Source organism: Trichocoleus sp. FACHB-46 (assembly GCF_014695385.1).
Lineage (GTDB): Bacteria > Cyanobacteriota > Cyanobacteriia > FACHB-46 > FACHB-46 > Trichocoleus.
In genome coordinates this window covers 24590-41498 of sequence record NZ_JACJOD010000041.1, presented here as the reverse complement: position 1 = coordinate 41498, position 16909 = coordinate 24590, and the positions used below count along the sequence as shown (strand labels likewise).

Sequence of the window (16909 nt, the reverse complement as noted above, 5' to 3'; positions counted from 1 at the left end):
TTGAGGCCCTTGCATTGAGGGTTATGAGCTAATAGATTGGCAATTTTGTGAGTGAATGAGGCGCAGTCAAACTCGTCCAAAGGATGAACGTAATTAAACGATTAATCCGAGGTAGGGATTGGGCAAAGGCAGGGCAAGCAGCAGGTGAAACAGACGGATACACGTTCGACAGGTCAGTCTCAGAAGCTTGAGGAGATATAGAGGCTGCTTTCTGCTTATCCTGATCTTTCCCACGGCTTGGCTCTGATTCCCCGTACAAAGCATCAATTTCTTTGCTAAAGGTTTTATTGATCTGGGTACGGTTCAGTTGCCCGGTTGGAGTTAATAAGCCGTTTTCTACGGTAAATGGATTGTTGATCAGTTGAAAGCGCTTGACGATCGCCCAGTAAGGTAAATGACAGTTGGCGGTATCGACCAAAGCTTGGTAAAGCGCTATGACGTGAGGATGTGTGAGGAGAGCATCGGGTGGGAGATCAATCCCCACTCCCAAGGCATAGCTATGGAGAGCCTGTGAGTCTGGAACAATTAAGGCAGCACAGAATTTTTGGGCGGAACCCACGGCGATCGCTTGAGCCACCAAGGGAAACTGTTGCAATCGCTGCTCAATCGGTTGTGGTGCAATATATTTGCCCGTTGCGAGTTTAAACAGAGACTTCTTCAGACCTGTAATTTTTAGAAAGCCGTCTTCTGTAAACGCGCCCAAATCCCCTGTATGCAACCAGCCTTGCTGATCAACGAGTTTCTGTGTGGCTTCTGGATTTTTGTAATACCCGGAAGTAATACAAGGCCCACGCACCAAAACCTCATGATCCTCCGCGATCGCCACCTCTATCCCTGCGATCGGTAGTCCCACCGTTCCCGCTCGGTTAAAGGAACCACAATTACAGCACACCACCGCACTGGCTTGGGTGAGACCATACCCATGTAGAATCGGGATGCCAGCGGCGGCAAAGACATTGGCTAATTCTGCCTTCAGCGCTGCTCCGCCACAGATCACATATTTAAGGCGACCCCCCAAGAGCGATCGCCATTTTGACAGCACCAGCCAATCGGCTACCCTGAGCAGTAGAGCATATAGAAGGTTAGGTTGGCGGCCAATTTCATAACGTTTGGCTAAACCTAGCGCCCAGAGAAAGATCAGACGAGTGAATAGAGAACCAGCTTTACTCCCCCTCTCAACAATCTTGCTATATGTCTTTTCCAACACAATGGGTACAGTCACTAAGATGGTGGGTTGAACCTCCTGGAGATGTTTGGTGAGACGGCTAGCACTGGAGAAGTAGATGCTGTGTCCATAAAGGATATGTCCATAGAGCATCGTCCGCGCTAACACATGGTTTAACGGCAGAAAGGAAAGCACTGTTTCCTCATCACCTTTGCCTAGTGTAGTAATGCCTGAGAAAGCGGCAAAAGCGTTCATAGAGAGGTTTTCATGGGTTAGCATGACCCCTTGCAGTTGCCCCGCCTCATCCGGGATATAGATGATTGTGGCCAAATCCTCAGGTTTTGAATTCGCCTGTAGAGCTGGCGTTGCCTCACTTGTCTCTAGGATGGGTTGGGTACTTTGCAACTCACCCAGAGACATCAGTGAAACGGGAAACGATTGGAGCCACTGCGATCGCTGCTCTGCCCAATCCTCAGGGGCATCCGCCACGATAATATGCCGTAAGTGAGGAGTATCTCCTAAATGTGGCGTGACTTGGACCAACAGCTCTAGGTCAGCAATGACTAAAGCCTTAGCTTCACTGTGTTGGAGAACAAAAATAATTTGCTCTAGGGTATGAGTGAGATCGATGGGTACATCAACCAACCCTGCCCATAGGCAACCCATATCAGCCAAGCCAAATTTGACATCGCTATACATCAATAAAGCGACGCGATCGCCGCTCTCTAACCCTAACCTTAGCAAACCCAACGTACAGGCTTCAGCAGCTGCCCGAAAGCCGTGATTGGAAAGGGATTGCCAATTTGTGCCAGTCCATTGGTTCAAAGCTTGAGCATTTGGGGCTTGGGCACAAGCCTCATCAAGTAATGAGGGGATTGTGCGTCCCAGAACGACCCTGCCAGAGCTAGGAGGAGCCTGGTAAGTCTTATCCATGTGGGAGATCTCCTCGAAGAGTAAAAACCCTTCTCCTCACGAATGATATGTTTCAGCTCTCCAAAGCAATAGTTCTAGAAGAGAAATTTGGGAGCGCAAAGGATGCAACGAGAACAGTGCGCTACAAGTTTCTTAAACTATCCTAAAAGTTAAACAATTGATCGAGGTTTAATCGTCAAGGATTCAACAACGCTTCAGAGATGCTAGATGCAGACCCATTAGAAAATAAAGAATGCGACTTCTAAGGCCGGAGTCTTAGTCAATTCCCAGTGTCTCCTTATAACTTGGTAGTAATTAGCAGTAGTTTCTATACAGCTTCAGTCTGGGCAGTACCATACCTAACAAACTGACAGCAATAGATTTTCAGATAATATTTAGTGTAGCTACAAGAACATCAATTCGCTGATTTTTATACATTTCTTGAACAAAGCCAAAAGCAAATCAACCTTTTACAAAGTTAAAGCTAAGGGCTATATATAGCCTTTCTTCTTGATCCCCAATAGCTTATCCTCCAAAAGAGAGACTCAAAACGGCAAGTAAGTGCGTTTTTTCTGTTCCGATTGAGCTGGTAACTAGACAAACAAATTATGTATATCACTAGGTCTACCTCTTAGAACTCTAAGATTTAGCGATCGCATTTTCTTTGTAATTAAACTTTAATCCTAAGCTTAAAAACAGTTTACATATAAGGTGCAAGACCAGTTAAGCCAGAGTAATTATCTTCCTTCATAGATTTTCAGGTGATAGTTTCTCAGCGCAACATCACCTGAAAAATCATGAAGTTCAAGGATTTTCTGAAGGGTTTGATAGACGAATCTACCAAGCGAACCTACTAGAGTTTAGGCGAGCTCAAACGCCCACTTCAGCCAACGGTAAATTAGTAGCGCACCACACACAGCCCTAAAGCCTCACAGGATGGACTTCCTGCCAGATGTCGTTCTAGCCAGTTCTCTAAATCAGTAAATACCTTTTGGTAATCAACATCCACATAAAGATCGTGATAACACCCTGGGTATTCATGATGTTCTTTATCAGAAAACATAACTTGCTGAAAGAAAACTCGGCTACTCTCTGGGTGGATCACTTGATCCGCACTGCCATGCAGCAGTAATAGAGGAATTTGCAAATCCGAGGCATGTTTGTAGATCCAATCTACGGTCGCAAAAAACTCTGTGGCTAATCGGGCACTGCCATACTCATGCCGCAGTGGATCTTGGGTGTAAATTGAGAGAAGCGTTGGGTCACGGGACCCTAGGTCTGAAGGAATCCCTAGTCGTAAACTAAAGCGGGGAAACACTCCTGATAGGAGCCGCCCCACGATCAGCTTGCAGCGAGATACAGAGACTCTTCCTAGAGCTGGTGCAGATACAATCAATCCCTGCAAGGAATTTGGCGATCGCAAGGCATAATCCAGCGCGATCGTGCCACCCAAACTATGGCCCCAAAGAAAATAAGGACAAGGGCAACTGGCGCGTAGGGTCTGAATATGTTGAAGAAATGCCTGAAGGTCTTCCCGAAACTCAGCCCAAGCGCCAATGTGTCCTCGCTGCCCAGGGGAACGTCCATGACCCCGCAGATCAAAGGCATAAACCTCATATTCCTGTCTAACCAAATACTGCACAACCTGGCCGAACAGACTGCTATGTGCTCCTAAGCCATGTACCATGACGACTACAGCCTGAACCTGCCCTTCTGGATGCCAGCTTTGGTAATAGAGATCAAGCCCACCAAATCCCTTGAACTTCCCTTCAATATGTCTCATCACAATGCTCCACAAACGTTTTGATATCGTTGTGGTTTTAGGATGCATGGTTAAGTTACTGGAAGCTTATAGCTAGGTAGCTAAAAGATACCTATCCTTGGCAAAGTTCTGCCAGAACGGCATTCCGCTGACTTAAAGTTAGCCTCTCTCACCTACCTTCACTGTGCCATTAGCAGCGGTTGTGCAAGAAGCCAATTTCAGCGACAAATAATTTTGCTTCTATCTATAAGTGGCAACTCAGTAGCGGCAACCTAGACCACGACTACCGTTGAGGAGCCTGAAGAGTACTAAACTTTGACGATTAGAAGTCGTTGTGCATCTACTTAGTAGTATATCTAACCGAAATTGTGGTGACACCAGTATCCTTTGGTAGAAATAGCAGATATCGTTCAACCTAACTTCGCCACTACCTAGCGTTAAGCCCAAGCCATAACGCCCTGGACACTGGGCAATAGGGCGACTAAGTTGATGCAGGATGGTTTTTCTGGACAGCCCCTAGCCCCAAGTTTGGAAAATCAGAGCGAATCTGACATCTAAAAAGAAAAATCTAAGAGGGTAAATGCGTGAGTTCTAAACCTTTCTGGAGAGGGCCTGGGGGACGCAGCCGTCCCTCAGCGGGGGTTTGGGGGCGAGTGCCCCCAAGGCTCGGTTCCCAAATACCAAAACACCCAAAAATCAAGCTTGCAAAATCGTCTTAGAAACAATTCGAGTCTTCTTCCGATCCGCCTCCGACAACTCCTCACCCGACTGCAACCGCGTCGCACTCGTCTGCAAAATCGTTGCTGCCCCCTGATCGCCCATTTGTAGAGCCGTTTTCGCCGCCGTTTGCAACATCGTTGCCGCCCCCACGCGATCGCCCTGCTGCAACTTCGCCTCCGCAATCTGAGTTTGCCGATACTTCGCTAACGCCAAAATGTGATGCTGCACCTCCGTATCCACCGCAGGCTGAAACACACTCAAGGCCGCCGCTTCCACGGGAACCATTTCCGAAACCAGTCCCTCTTGCCCTTGCATTGGGTCGTCATAGCGCACCTGCACCCGCGCGATCGCATGCTGCCCCTCAGGCAAAGCACCCACATACAAATTCGCCAAAATCACTCGGGGCACATCGGTCATTAAATCGCCCAAGCGCACCGTACACCAAGCTCCCTCCTGCTGCACAGGTAACTCCACCGTATCGGGAGCCACTTGCGCGATCGGCTTCAAATCGGCCAACCGTACGTGCGGCTCTAAAAACAATTGCAAATAAGCATTAGTTAGGCCCACCGCTTGCGCCCGACTAAACAAGCGACCAAAGACCTCCACTGCCTCGCCGGGATGCTGGATGTACGACAAACTGCCCCCGGCAGCATCAGCAATTTTTTCTAAAATGTCCTGGTTCCAGTGATCGCCAAAGCCCAAGCTATTCAAAGTCAGATTGTAGCTAGTAGCTAATTCGGCCAACTTGAGACAGCGCTGATTGTCCCCGTGCTCGTTTTCGCCGTCAGTCAGGACAAAAGCTTGAGAAACCGTGTCTTTTTTGCCCTTGGCTAATTCCTCAATGCCCAAGCGCATCCCTTCATCAATCGCCGTACCACCTCCAGCTTTGAGTTGAGCAATTTTGCCCTTAATGCCCACCGGATCGTCGATCACCTGATTGGCAACTAGCACTTTGGCCTTGTGGTCAAACACAACCACCGAAATGCGATCGCCCGGAGACAATTGATCAATCAGTTGTTGCGCCGCCTGCTTCACCGTTTCTAGAGGCCGCCCATTCATCGAGCCGCTGTGATCCAAGATCAAGCACAAATTGAGAGGCACTGTGCGATCGCTAGCCTCTGGAATGGCCGACACCGAAATCGCCAATTGCCGCTGGCTACTCGGTTGCGTCGCATCTAGATGGCGATCGTTGAGAACAGGTTGCAAGCTGACTTTCATAACCGAGGCTCCTGGGCAGGCAAATAGAGGAGGGTAGTAGTAACCTCACCATCCACAGCCAACGCTACGGAATCAGGAGGTGATTCGCTGCATAAATCGAGCTCGAACCGCGCCATTTCGGCTCGAAAAGCAGCAGTCCGGCGTTCAGACTCAAGGGCACGCTACTATTGTTAAAAATAGCGCCATTATTACAGGCAAAGACACGCACAGGCTATGAACTTACCGATCCAAGCCGTTCAATCTCCCTACTACGGAGATGCGTTCTCTCGGACCCCCCCACCCGATTTACCTTCCTTGTTGCTCAAGGAGCGGATCGTTTATCTAGGGATGCCGCTAGTTCCCGCCGTAACTGAGTTAATCATTGCGGAATTGTTGTACTTACAGTACGAAGACCCAGAAAAACCCATCAAAATCTATATCAACTCCACTGGGACTTCTAGCTACAATGGCGAACCCGTCGGCTTTGAAACCGAAGCTTTCGCCATCTGCGACACCATGAAGTACATCAAGCCTCCCATTCACACCATCTGCTTGGGTTCAGCAATGGGGATGGCGGCCATGCTTTTGTCTGCTGGGACCAAAGGCTGCCGAGCTAGCTTACCCAATGCCACAATCGTGCTGCATCAACCCAAGAGCTATGCTCGCGGCCAAGCGACCGATATTCAAATTCGGGCGAAAGAGGTGCTTGCTAACAAAAGAACGATGGTCGATATTTTGGCAGAAAATACTGGCCAATCTCCCGAAAAAATTATCAAGGACATGGATCGGATCTTCTATATCACTCCTCAGGAAGCTGTCCCCTACGGCTTGATTGATCGAGTTTTAGAAAAAGAAGACCTCGCTCATCCTCCTCTGCCCGCAGGCGTTATCTAGACTGTGAGGAGTTAGGAGAGAGGAATGAGGTGTTAAGAACTTATTGACCCCCTCGCTTACTCATCCGCTCACTTGCTCACCCCTCACTTGCCCACCTCTCACCTCATTGACTGACGGAGCATACTATGCCTATTGGCGTTCCTAAGGTTCCCTACCGGATGCCGGGGGAACAATTTACCCAGTGGATCGACATCTACAACCGCCTCTATCGCGAACGGATTATTTTCCTAGGGCGGGATGTGGATGATGAGATTGCCAACCAGATCATTGCGGTGATGCTGTACCTGGATTCAGAAGATCCTGGCAAAGATATTTACCTTTACATCAACTCCCCTGGTGGGATGGTTACGTCTGGCATGGCGATTTACGACACCATGCAGCACATTAAATCCGATGTAGTGACCATCTGTGTGGGTCTAGCGGCCTCTATGGGTTCCTTCCTGCTAGCCGCCGGAACGAAAGGGAAGCGTTTAGCCCTGCCCCACTCGCGGATCATGATTCACCAGCCTTCTGGTGGTACCCGTGGTCAAGCTACCGACATTGAGATTGAAGCACGAGAAATTTTGCGGATTCGTCGTCAGCTTAACCAAATCTACGCTGACAAGACGGGCCAAACCTTGCAGAAGATCGAGAAAGACATGGATCGGGACTTTTTCATGTCAGCCCACGAAGCCAAAGAATACGGCTTGGTTGATCGCGTCCTAGACGATCGCACCCCTTAACTACCCAGTAGGAATCAAGCACCTGTGAAGCCTGCACGGATTTCTTGATTCTTGCTGAGATGTCAATCTATCTTTAGTAATGGCAGAATCTGATAATTCTGCCATTTTTTCATTTCGATGAACGTTGCAGATTGCTACCGTCTTCTAGGACTGCGCTCCGGTGCTTCCTTTGCCGAAATCAAAGCTTCTTACCGCCGTCTAGCGCGGCAGTATCATCCTGACGTGAATCCAGGAGATCAGCGTGCTAAGGAAAAGTTTATTGAGCTGACGGCAGCTTACAAACTCCTCTTGACTACAGTGAAGTCCTCAGAGGGACAAGCCAGTCAGAGCCAAGGGACTGCTAGCAATGCCGCCGCAACTTCTCCTTCCACTAAGTCTCCGCCTCCCACGCCAAAAGTGACGGTGAAACGAGCCACATCGGAAACTCAGGTTAAGGTAACCAAGAAGCAACCTGGAGTTGAGTTTAATCCGCAGCTTTCGGAAACAGAACAAAAACTTAAGCAGAGAGTTTACGAACAGCTCCAGCAATTACTGAGGGATCAGCGCTTTCCCAAGGCTGTCACAATTGTAGAAGGGTTAGCCCAACGCATCCCCCAAGACCCAGAAGTGCGACAGTGGCAGGCGATCGTGTATCAACGCTTGGGTCGGCACTTGGTCAGCCAAAAGCAGCTAGATAAAGCCAGAATTTACCTAAAAAAAGCTCTCCGGACAGATCCTCACAACCGATCGCTCTGGGCCGAAGTAGAACGCGATTTTCGCCGCATAGAACAGATGCTTTAAAGCTGTTGAGCGGTTAAACCTTAACCTATTTAGGTGATGTGAAATTATTCAAGCTTCACTAAGCTATAGTGCAATCTCCAGTGCCTAGACGTAGGCCAGAGGTGGGGTGCTGATGATTGCGGAACGAAGTCAAAAAGAGCTTAGGCGGGGTATACGATCGCTTGCCGTTTCAGGGATTTTAGCGATCGCGGGTATAGGAAGTTGGCTGGTTTATAGCCAATTTTGGAGCCAAGCAGCCAAGCCTGTCGTAGCACCTTTAGTGACGGTAGAGCGAGACACGATCGAAACCACGATTAACGAAAGTGGCACTGTAGAACTGCGATCGCAACAAACCTTAAAATCACCTACAGAAGGCGCGGTCGAGCAAGTGCTGGTGCAACCGGGAGACACTGTAAAAGCAGGTCAAACACTGGTGGTGCTGCGGTACCCCGAACGCCAAACGGCTTTAGCCAACCAACAAGTCAAGATTCAGAAGCAAACCCTGACCCTAGAACGCGATCGCCAAAAGATTTTAGAACTGCAAGAACAACTCGCGGACGAAGAACGCGAACAGCAAAAACTCGAAAACTTATCAAAACAAGGAGCACTGGCTCAGCAAAGAGTGCAAGAGCAAGTAACTCAGGTGCGAGAACTGCGAACCACGCTACGCAATACAGAATCGGGTATCCGCACAGGAGCCTTGGAACTGGAAAGTCTACAGCTAGAGAAACAGCGGATTCAGCAGCAGTTGCGGGATACGGTGGTGACTGCACCAATTGATGGCCTGATTCTGGACGTGAAAGTTAAAGATGGGGATGGTGTGGAGTTACGCACCGACTTGCTGACCTTAGGTGATCCGAGTCAAGAGCTGGTAACGCTGCAACTTTCCACGCTAAATGCTGTGCGAGTAAAGGTGAATCAACCCGCCCGAATTACCGTGATTGGGCCAGATAAACAGGTATTTACCGGACGGGTGCAAAGTTTGTATCCCCAAGCGATCGCTCCTGACACCCAAGAACAAAACAGCCGTCGTGGTTCTAGCCAGTCGAACCAATCCACGGTTCCCGCGACGGTTCGCCTAGATCGACCCACCCGCAGTTTAATTCCAGGCAGTCAGGTGAATGTGGAACTGGTAATTGAAGAGCGTCCCAATGTGGTAGCGCTCAACACCGAGGCAATTCAGCGCACTGGAGCGACCCCGTTTGTTTGGATTCGAGACGCTGAGGGCAAAGCTGAAAAGCGATCGGTTGATTTGGGTTTGGAGGGTCTAGTCACGGTCGAGGTGAAATCAGGATTGCAACCGGGCGAGAAAGTCATTTTGCCACCCCCAGAACCACCGCTAGAACCAGGAATGCAGGTCACACCGCAAACCGAGGCTAAACCCAGTGTTACTCCAGCTTCGCCCTAGTCATGATGGAGCGCGATCGCAAATTTGACCATGAAATGCAGGTGGTGTCATGAGTCTTGCTTTAGCTGATTTGTTGAAATTAACCTGCCGTTCTTTAGCTGGAAATCCACTACGCTCTGCTCTGACCCTGCTAGGAGTATTTATGGGTGTTGGCGCGGTTTATGCCACATTGCAAGTCGGCAACATTAGCAGAGCGATCATTGCAGCAGAATTGGCAAAGCGAGATGCCCCTCAAATCACGCTATATCCTAGCTGGAACAGTAGAGGTGATGCACCTGCCCAGTTAAAAGCTGAAGACATGGAATTTTTGCGATCGCGCTTGACCCACTTACAGGCAATTAGCGCCGCGGATTGGTCAGGCCCAGCTCAAGTGCTGTTTCAAGACCGAGAAGCAAATCCTTTTATGACTGCGGTATCTCAAGAATTTCTGCTGACCTCTGGACGCAATTTGGTGGCAGGTCGCTTTTTTACGGCAGCAGATTTTGCCAATTATCGTCCAGTTGTGGTGATCGATCAGTTTCTGTCCGAAAAGCTATTTGCGGCCCAAGACGCGATCGGTCAACGGATTTATGTGGATAGTCGTCCTTACATTGTGGTAGGAGTAGTGCCAACTCGAACAGAGAGCGAGGAACCACCAGAAGGGGAAATATGGATTTCGATCGCGCTGCACAGTGCGCTGACAGGCAGCCAGGACGTTGGTGGTTTGCGGCTTCGCCCTGACGAAATTCAAAACTTAGAGAATCTAGGTAAGCAAGCCGAGCAACTACTGATGCAGAAATTCCCCGGTAAGAAGTTCTGGGCTTGGAACAATGTCGAGGATATTGTGGAGCAGCAGCAAACCCTGGAACTCGCTTCGCAGGCACTCGCTGTGGTAGGACTGATCTCGTTACTGGTTGGTGGTGTAGGCATCGCCAACATTATGATCGCCTCAGTGACAGAGCGAACGGCTGAGATTGGCTTACGTCGGGCGATTGGAGCGACTCAGCAGGACATCCTGCTGCAATTTGTCTTGGAAGCGGCAGTGCTCAGCGTGGTAGGTGGTGTTGTGGCTTTAGGGATGGTGCATGGCCTGACGGCAACGGTGGCAAAAACTTTTAAGTTGCCCTACCAGTTTGAATCTGGCACCGCAGCTTTGGCGTTAGGCTCAGCGGTTTTAGTGGGAATTGGGGCTGGTTTGCCTCCTGCTTTACGCGCCAGTCAACTCGATCCAGTAAAAGCTCTACGCTCAGAGTAATTCAGCAAATTCCATAAACGAGTTGGATGTCACGATCGCGACTTACTGTAAATGTAATGAGATCTGACAGATAAGTGGCTATGGCTGAAGCAACGGTGACTGTGACTGTAAAACTATTCGCGGCTTACCAGGAAGCCTACGGATTACCAGAACTGGCTTTAGAGCTGCCAACCGGGGCAACGGTGGCTGAGGTGCGCGATCGCCTGATCCAAGAGCATCCAGAACTAGAGCGCTGGCGTGACTTAACTCGCTTCGGTGTGAATTTGCAATTTGTCGAACCCAATACACCATTGCAAACGGGTGATGAAGTGGTGCTAATTCCGCCTGTCAGCGGTGGGTGATGAATTGCGTTGCGGTTTTTAACAGCAATATGAGCGATCGCTCACAAAAATTTCTCTGCATTACTTAGTCAATTGCGAGTAAAGTATAGGCCAAATCCTGATGGAATTGGCTAAAAGCCTTAGGCCATAGGGAGTTAGCTTAATCCCGACAAAATAAGTCGGATATATTTGACGCTGTTTTAAAAGGCGTGTTACTATCTGAACCACTGCCGACGCGACAGAACTTCAAAGACCGTAATTCTTGATTACAAGAGAGCTGTGACCATGACCCAGGCAACTCACACACCCACCCTATCCACTGCTGCCACCTTCAGGGCATTGAAGTGTAAAGAATGTGGCGAAGAGTACGAACTTAAAGCCACCCACGTTTGTGAGTTTTGTTTTGGGCCGTTGGAAGTTGCCTACGACTACAGCGCTATCCAACGGCAAGTCTCTCGCGCCAGTATTCAAGCTGGCCCCAACTCCATTTGGCGCTATCGGCCCTTCCTACCCGTAGCCACCGACAACCCCATTGATGTCGGCACTGGCATGACTCCTCTTGTCCAAGCCAATCGCTTGGCGCGTCGCCTCGGTCTCAAAAAGCTCTATATCAAGAATGATGCTGTCAACATGCCCACCTTGAGTTTCAAGGATCGGGTTGTTTCTGTCGCTCTGACTCGTGCTCGTGAGCTGGGTTTCACCACTGTCTCTTGTGCTAGCACAGGCAACTTGGCTAACTCCACGGCTGCGATCGCGGCTCATGCAGGTCTGGATTGCTGCGTCTTCATCCCCTCTGACCTAGAAGCAGGAAAAGTCCTGGGTACCTTGATCTACGGCCCGACGGTGATGGCAGTGCAAGGTAACTACGACCAAGTGAATCGCCTCTGCTCGGAAGTTGCCAACACCCACGGTTGGGGCTTCGTCAACATCAACCTGCGTCCTTACTACTCCGAAGGTTCCAAAACCCTCGGTTACGAAGTTGCTGAGCAACTCGGTTGGGAACTGCCCGATCATGTGGTCGCTCCTTTGGCTTCTGGATCTCTGTTTACCAAGATCTACAAAGGCTTCCAAGAATTCGTCAAAGTTGGTTTAGTAGATGAGAAGCCAGTGCGCTTCAGTGGCGCTCAGGCTGAAGGCTGCTCTCCTATTGCTCAGGCTTTCCGCGAAGGTCGTGACTTTATCTCTCCTGTCAAGCCAAACACGATCGCTAAGTCGATCGCGATCGGTAACCCTGCTGATGGTGTCTATGCGGTAGACGTGGCGAAGAAAACCAACGGCAATATCGAGTCGGTCAACGACACAGAGATTATTGAAGGGATCAAACTGCTGGCTGAAACTGAAGGCATCTTCACCGAAACCGCAGGTGGCACCACGATCGCAGTGCTGAAGAAGCTAGTAGAAGCAGGTAAGATCAACCCTGATGAAACCACCGTTGTTTACATTACGGGTAATGGCCTCAAGACTCAAGAAGCGTTACAAGGCTGCATTAACGAACCCCTGACTATCGAACCCAAACTCGACAGCTTCGAGCGAGCTTTAGAGCGCTCCCGCACCCTCGATCGCCTAGAGTGGCAACAAGTATTAGTCTAGAAAGAATAGAAAGACGCTAGCGTCTTTCTATTCTTTCCCTATCTCATCCTTTTTCATCCTTTCAATTTGTCCTATGTCCGTTAAAGTTCTGATTCCGACTCCTCTGCAAAAGCTGACCAATAACCAAGCCACTGTTGAGTGTGCGGGTACTAACATTAGTGAACTCTTGGAGTCTTTAGAGCAAAGCTGCCCTGGCATCAAAGCTCGTCTTTGTGATGACCAAGGTGAGTTGCGCCGCTTTGTCAACTTCTACGTCAATAACGAAGACATCCGGTTCTTGGATGGGCAAAAGACTCCACTGAGCGATGGCGACGAAGTGAGCATCATTCCAGCGATCGCAGGTGGTTGAGTTTGAGCGATCGCAGCTTGCCGTTAGATTGAAATTAGCGGTACTCCCAGCAGAAATATAGAATAATTTAACCCTTGCAGCTTTACGCTCAGGGGTTTTTTCGTGAAATCTGGTTTTATCACGCTGCCTCGTACTATTTCGTTACATTTTAAGTCAGCGTGAGAATCCCCCTGGGACAATGAAGATCAATGCAGATCCGTTGGGTGCCGTCTGAGTATGATTTGTTGCCTGAATCCGAACTGTAAGCAACCCCAAAATTCTGATAGTGCCGCTGTCTGCCAGAGCTGTGAGACAAAGTTGATTCCCTTACTCAGAGATCGCTACCGGATTTTGCAGCCGATTGGGCAAGGCGGTTTTGGGCGTACTTATTTGGCGATCGATGAAGACCGTCTCAAGACTCGTTGCGTGGTGAAGCAGTTTTCGCCTCAGGTGCAAAGTGCCCGCTCGTTAGATAAAGCAATTCGTTTGTTTGATCAAGAAGCAGTACGGCTGCATGAGCTGGGTGAGCATCCTCAAATTCCAGCTTTGTTAGCTTACTTTGAGCAAGAGCAGCGCTTGTACTTAGTGCAGCAATTTATTGAGGGGCTGAATTTAAGCCAGGAACTTCAGCAACAAGGCAGGTTTAGCGAACAAAAAATTCGGGATGTTTTGGCTGACCTCCTGCCCGTTTTGCGGTTTGTGCATGAGTGTCAGGTCGTTCACCGAGACATCACACCTTCCAATATCGTGCGGCGCAAGTTAGACCATAAATTGGTGCTGATTGACTTTGGCGTAGCCAAGCTGCTGAGAGATGTCACCTTGGCACAACCAGGCACCAAAATTGGCACCGAGGGCTATTCACCGATTGAGCAACTGCGGAGCGGCAAAGCCTACCCAGCCAGTGATTTGTACAGCTTGGGTGCGACCTGTCTTTACTTAATGACCCGCGTGAAGCCAGAGGATCTCTACGATCCTTTACAAGGACGATGGCTGTGGCGGGATTACCTGGCTAAGAAAGGGACCAATATCAGCCAACAATTAGGACAAATTCTGGACAAGCTGCTCAAGGATTTAGTTAGCGATCGCTATCAGGCGGTGGACGAAGTGCTGCAAGATTTACAAGCTGTGGCCGCTCCCCTACCGGACTCGGCACCGAAACCATCTAACCCACCACTATCCAGTATTCCTCCCACTTCGCAACCACCGCGATCGCGACCTCTAACTTCCCAGCCACCTACATCACGGCCTTCTGGCTACTCTATTTCTAGTTTCACTTCTGGACCAAGCTCGTCCACGCCAGTTTCCCAGCCAGTTTCTCAACCTATAACTGCAAACCCCTCTGCGGGGCGCACTTTTTCGGGGCCACGCCAGTCCCAAGCAGCTCTGTGGCGGTGTGTTGGTACGTTGACAGGGCACTCTTCTTGGGTGATGTCACTAGCTATGAGTTCTCGCAAACAAATCCTTGCGAGCGGCAGCTTGGATGACACAATCAAGGTCTGGAATCTGCAAACGGGCAGCTTGATCCGCACCTTACCAGGTCACCTCAAGGCAGTCAATTCTGTGGCGATTAGCCCGGACGGACAACTGCTGGTCAGTGGTAGTGACGATACGACGGTCAAGATTTGGAACCTCCAGACTGGTGATCTGCTCAACAATCTGGTCGGACATTCTAGAGATGTCAACTCTGTCATGATCACCCCCAACGGTTTGCTTTTAGCAAGTGGCAGTGAAGACAGAACAGTGCGGTTGTGGAAGGTGCGAACGGGAGAGCTGCTCCGCACCTTATCTGGAACTGCGGGCATGGTGAAGTCGGTTGCGATCAGTCCCAATAGCTTGTTGTTGGCCAGTGGCGGGCTAGACAACCAAATTAAGCTGTGGCATTTAGGCAGCGGGGAGTTGACTCGTACGCTCTATGGACACTTCAACTCGGTCAATTCGGTGGCGATTACCCCGGATGGACAAATCTTGGCGAGTGGCAGCAAAGATAAAAGCATTCGCTTGTGGAATCTGAGTACAGGGGAGTTGGTCCGCACGCTCACAGGCCACTCCGATATGGTGAACGCGATCGCCATTACCCCGGATGGCCGCATGCTGATTAGTGGCAGTAGCGACAAGACAATCAAAATCTGGAGTATTGGCACCGGAGACTTAATCTGCAACTTAACCGACCACTCCAACCCCGTCAGTGCGATCGCGGTGAGTGCGGGCGGGCAGTTGTTTGCCAGTGGCAGTTGGGACAACACGATTAAAATCTGGCAACTGACTTCTTAAGGAGTTGGAGCAGTGGAAGGCGCAACTAAGGCAAACCCCTCAGCATTGCCTAAAACTCGTTGGCTAGAAATCTGCAAGCTATTGAGCACCGCGGTATCTAGCAACAGATAATGCTGGGTGGCTTGGAGCCGCTGCAAATCTGGTAGCCCCGCAGGCAACACTAGGCGATCGCTGTAGAAATTCAGGCTGGGACGATGATTGGGAAATGAGGTGTAAACAGTCGTTCCCGGTGGGGTATGAGTGGCAATTAAGGCTGCGACTGGCTGCACCGGATAAGCCTCGTTCAGCTCCCACAGCCAAAGCGGTGAACTCATCAGCAGTCCTAGGCTGAGGTAGCAGCCCACCAGCAACACTGTGATGAACTGCCGCTGCTGCCGTAGAATCCACCAAGCAGCCCAACCAAAGCTCACACCGACCGTTACACCGATCGCCAACAAAACAGGTTGAGAATCAGCCCAACTGCCATAAGCTCCCCCCGCGAAACCAGCGATCGCTAAAAGTCCTAAGAATCCTGCGGCTACTTTGGAATAAAGGCGATCGCGGTGCCAAAGCTGCTCCAGTTGTGCCCCCAAGGCTAAAGACACGAAGGGATAGAGCGGGAGCACGTACCAAGGCAATTTGGTCGTCATGACTGAAACAGCACTCAGGTAGATCCCGATTCCTACTAAAATCAAACGGCTCCAAGTCAGTTGCCGCTTCTGCCACGCCAAAATCAATCCACTGGGTAAGAAGATCAGCCAAGGCCAAGTGTATTTCAACAATTCTAAAAGGTAATACCAAACAGGGCCAGTGTTGCTGTTGACCGATTTCCAAACCCGATTTACCGATTGCGCCAGGAAATGCACTTGTAGAAAAACAGAGCCGTAGTGCTGCACTTGAGCCGCATACCAAGCGAAGACGGGCACTGATCCCAAAGCAATTCCAGACCACAAATAGGGACTCCGAAGCAAAGCATACTGCCGATCTACGACCAGAAAACTGAACGCGATCGCTCCCAGCAATAGCGCCAAAATTCCTTTGGTCAGAGCCAACAAGCCTAGTGCAATGCCCACTCCTAAAGCCCAACGGCGATCCTGTCGCGCTTTCAGTAGACATCCCAATAACAGCAGCAAGAAGGTGACACTGATGCCATCACGCATCGCCAGTCGTCCATGCCGCACCACAGGCAACAGAGTGAGATATACGGCAGCCGAGAACAGAGCTGGTAGGCGCTGGCTAAACACTTGTCGCCCAACCCAATACAACAGCGGTACGGCGCATGCACCCAGAAGCGCAGCGGGTAACCGAGTCGTAAAGTCACTCACCCCAAATAGCTGGTAACTACTGGCAATCAACCATTCCAGCAGCGGTGGCTTGTTGAGATAAGGACTACCGTTGATCATGGGGTAGAGCCAATTGCCAGTGCGGTACATAGCTTTGGCGATCGCTGCATAAGTACCTTCGTCCCAGTCTCGCAGCGGCACCCCACCCAAGTTGATCCCCCATAGACCACAAGCCGCAACTAGTAGCCCCAAGCTCCAACCTAAATCTGAATTGAGCCACTTAGAATCCTGACCCGCTGGGTTACTCAACGCTCCTACTCCCAATTTCCACGTAACTCCCGATTTCCACGTCACAGTTAGCCTCT

General features: G+C 50.0%; 13 protein-coding genes. 9 read left to right on the top strand and 4 right to left on the bottom strand.

Features of this window, described 5'->3' with window-relative positions:
* Nucleotides 1-28 precede the first annotated feature (28 nt).
* The 3 genes from H6F72_RS23675 to H6F72_RS23665 form a co-directional block, all read right to left on the bottom strand.
* Nucleotides 29-2098: a long-chain fatty acid--CoA ligase gene (locus H6F72_RS23675; protein ID WP_199299262.1), complete on the bottom strand. Its 2070-nt coding sequence runs from the start codon at nucleotides 2096-2098 to the stop codon at nucleotides 29-31.
* A gap of 877 nt (nucleotides 2099-2975) precedes the next feature.
* Nucleotides 2976-3860: an alpha/beta hydrolase gene (locus H6F72_RS23670; RefSeq protein ID WP_190441616.1), complete on the bottom strand. Its 885-nt coding sequence runs from the start codon at nucleotides 3858-3860 to the stop codon at nucleotides 2976-2978.
* 675 nt (nucleotides 3861-4535) lie between these two features.
* Nucleotides 4536-5777 carry a VWA domain-containing protein gene (locus tag H6F72_RS23665; RefSeq protein WP_190441614.1) on the bottom strand — a complete coding sequence of 414 codons (1242 nt, stop codon included), beginning with the start codon at nucleotides 5775-5777 and terminating at the stop codon, nucleotides 4536-4538.
* A 213-nt stretch (nucleotides 5778-5990) separates the two neighbouring features.
* On the opposite strand from H6F72_RS23665, the gene H6F72_RS23660 reads away from it, so the two are divergent.
* The 9 genes from H6F72_RS23660 to H6F72_RS23620 all read left to right on the top strand — a co-directional run bounded on the left by H6F72_RS23660 (nucleotide 5991) and on the right by H6F72_RS23620 (nucleotide 15282).
* The gene (locus H6F72_RS23660) at nucleotides 5991-6650 is read left to right on the top strand and encodes an ATP-dependent Clp protease proteolytic subunit (RefSeq protein WP_190441612.1); all 660 of its coding nucleotides are present in this window, start codon (nucleotides 5991-5993) and stop codon (nucleotides 6648-6650) included.
* Nucleotides 6651-6775: 125 nt separating this feature from the next.
* Entirely contained in the window at nucleotides 6776-7372 is a 597-nt protein-coding gene (locus tag H6F72_RS23655; protein ID WP_190441610.1) for an ATP-dependent Clp protease proteolytic subunit, read from the top strand.
* 117 nt (nucleotides 7373-7489) lie between these two features.
* Nucleotides 7490-8152 (top strand): J domain-containing protein, encoded by a 663-nt coding sequence (locus H6F72_RS23650; protein WP_190441608.1) that lies wholly within the window; start codon nucleotides 7490-7492, stop codon nucleotides 8150-8152.
* Between the two features lie 112 nt (nucleotides 8153-8264).
* Nucleotides 8265-9539 (top strand): efflux RND transporter periplasmic adaptor subunit, encoded by a 1275-nt coding sequence (locus tag H6F72_RS23645; RefSeq protein WP_190441606.1) that lies wholly within the window; start codon nucleotides 8265-8267, stop codon nucleotides 9537-9539.
* Nucleotides 9540-9588: 49 nt separating this feature from the next.
* On the top strand, nucleotides 9589-10773 hold the full coding sequence (locus H6F72_RS23640; RefSeq protein ID WP_190441604.1) for an ABC transporter permease: 1185 nt from the start codon (nucleotides 9589-9591) through the stop codon (nucleotides 10771-10773).
* A gap of 80 nt (nucleotides 10774-10853) precedes the next feature.
* A complete protein-coding gene (gene moaD / locus H6F72_RS23635) occupies nucleotides 10854-11114 on the top strand; it encodes a molybdopterin converting factor subunit 1 (protein WP_190441602.1) in 261 nt (86 codons plus the stop codon).
* 264 nt (nucleotides 11115-11378) lie between these two features.
* The gene (thrC, locus tag H6F72_RS23630) at nucleotides 11379-12683 is read left to right on the top strand and encodes a threonine synthase (protein WP_190441600.1); all 1305 of its coding nucleotides are present in this window, start codon (nucleotides 11379-11381) and stop codon (nucleotides 12681-12683) included.
* Nucleotides 12684-12756: 73 nt separating this feature from the next.
* Nucleotides 12757-13032, top strand: a complete 276-nt coding sequence (locus H6F72_RS23625; RefSeq protein WP_190441598.1) for a MoaD/ThiS family protein — start codon at nucleotides 12757-12759, stop codon at nucleotides 13030-13032.
* A gap of 216 nt (nucleotides 13033-13248) precedes the next feature.
* Complete coding sequence (locus H6F72_RS23620) at nucleotides 13249-15282, top strand: serine/threonine-protein kinase (RefSeq protein WP_190441596.1); 2034 nt, start codon at nucleotides 13249-13251, stop codon at nucleotides 15280-15282.
* On the opposite strand, the gene H6F72_RS23615 is transcribed toward H6F72_RS23620, so the two are convergent.
* Nucleotides 15279-16853, bottom strand: a complete 1575-nt coding sequence (locus tag H6F72_RS23615; protein ID WP_190441594.1) for a glycosyltransferase family 39 protein — start codon at nucleotides 16851-16853, stop codon at nucleotides 15279-15281. The two genes, H6F72_RS23620 and H6F72_RS23615, sit on opposite strands and share 4 nt — an antisense overlap.
* Between the last annotated feature and the right edge of the window lie 56 nt (nucleotides 16854-16909).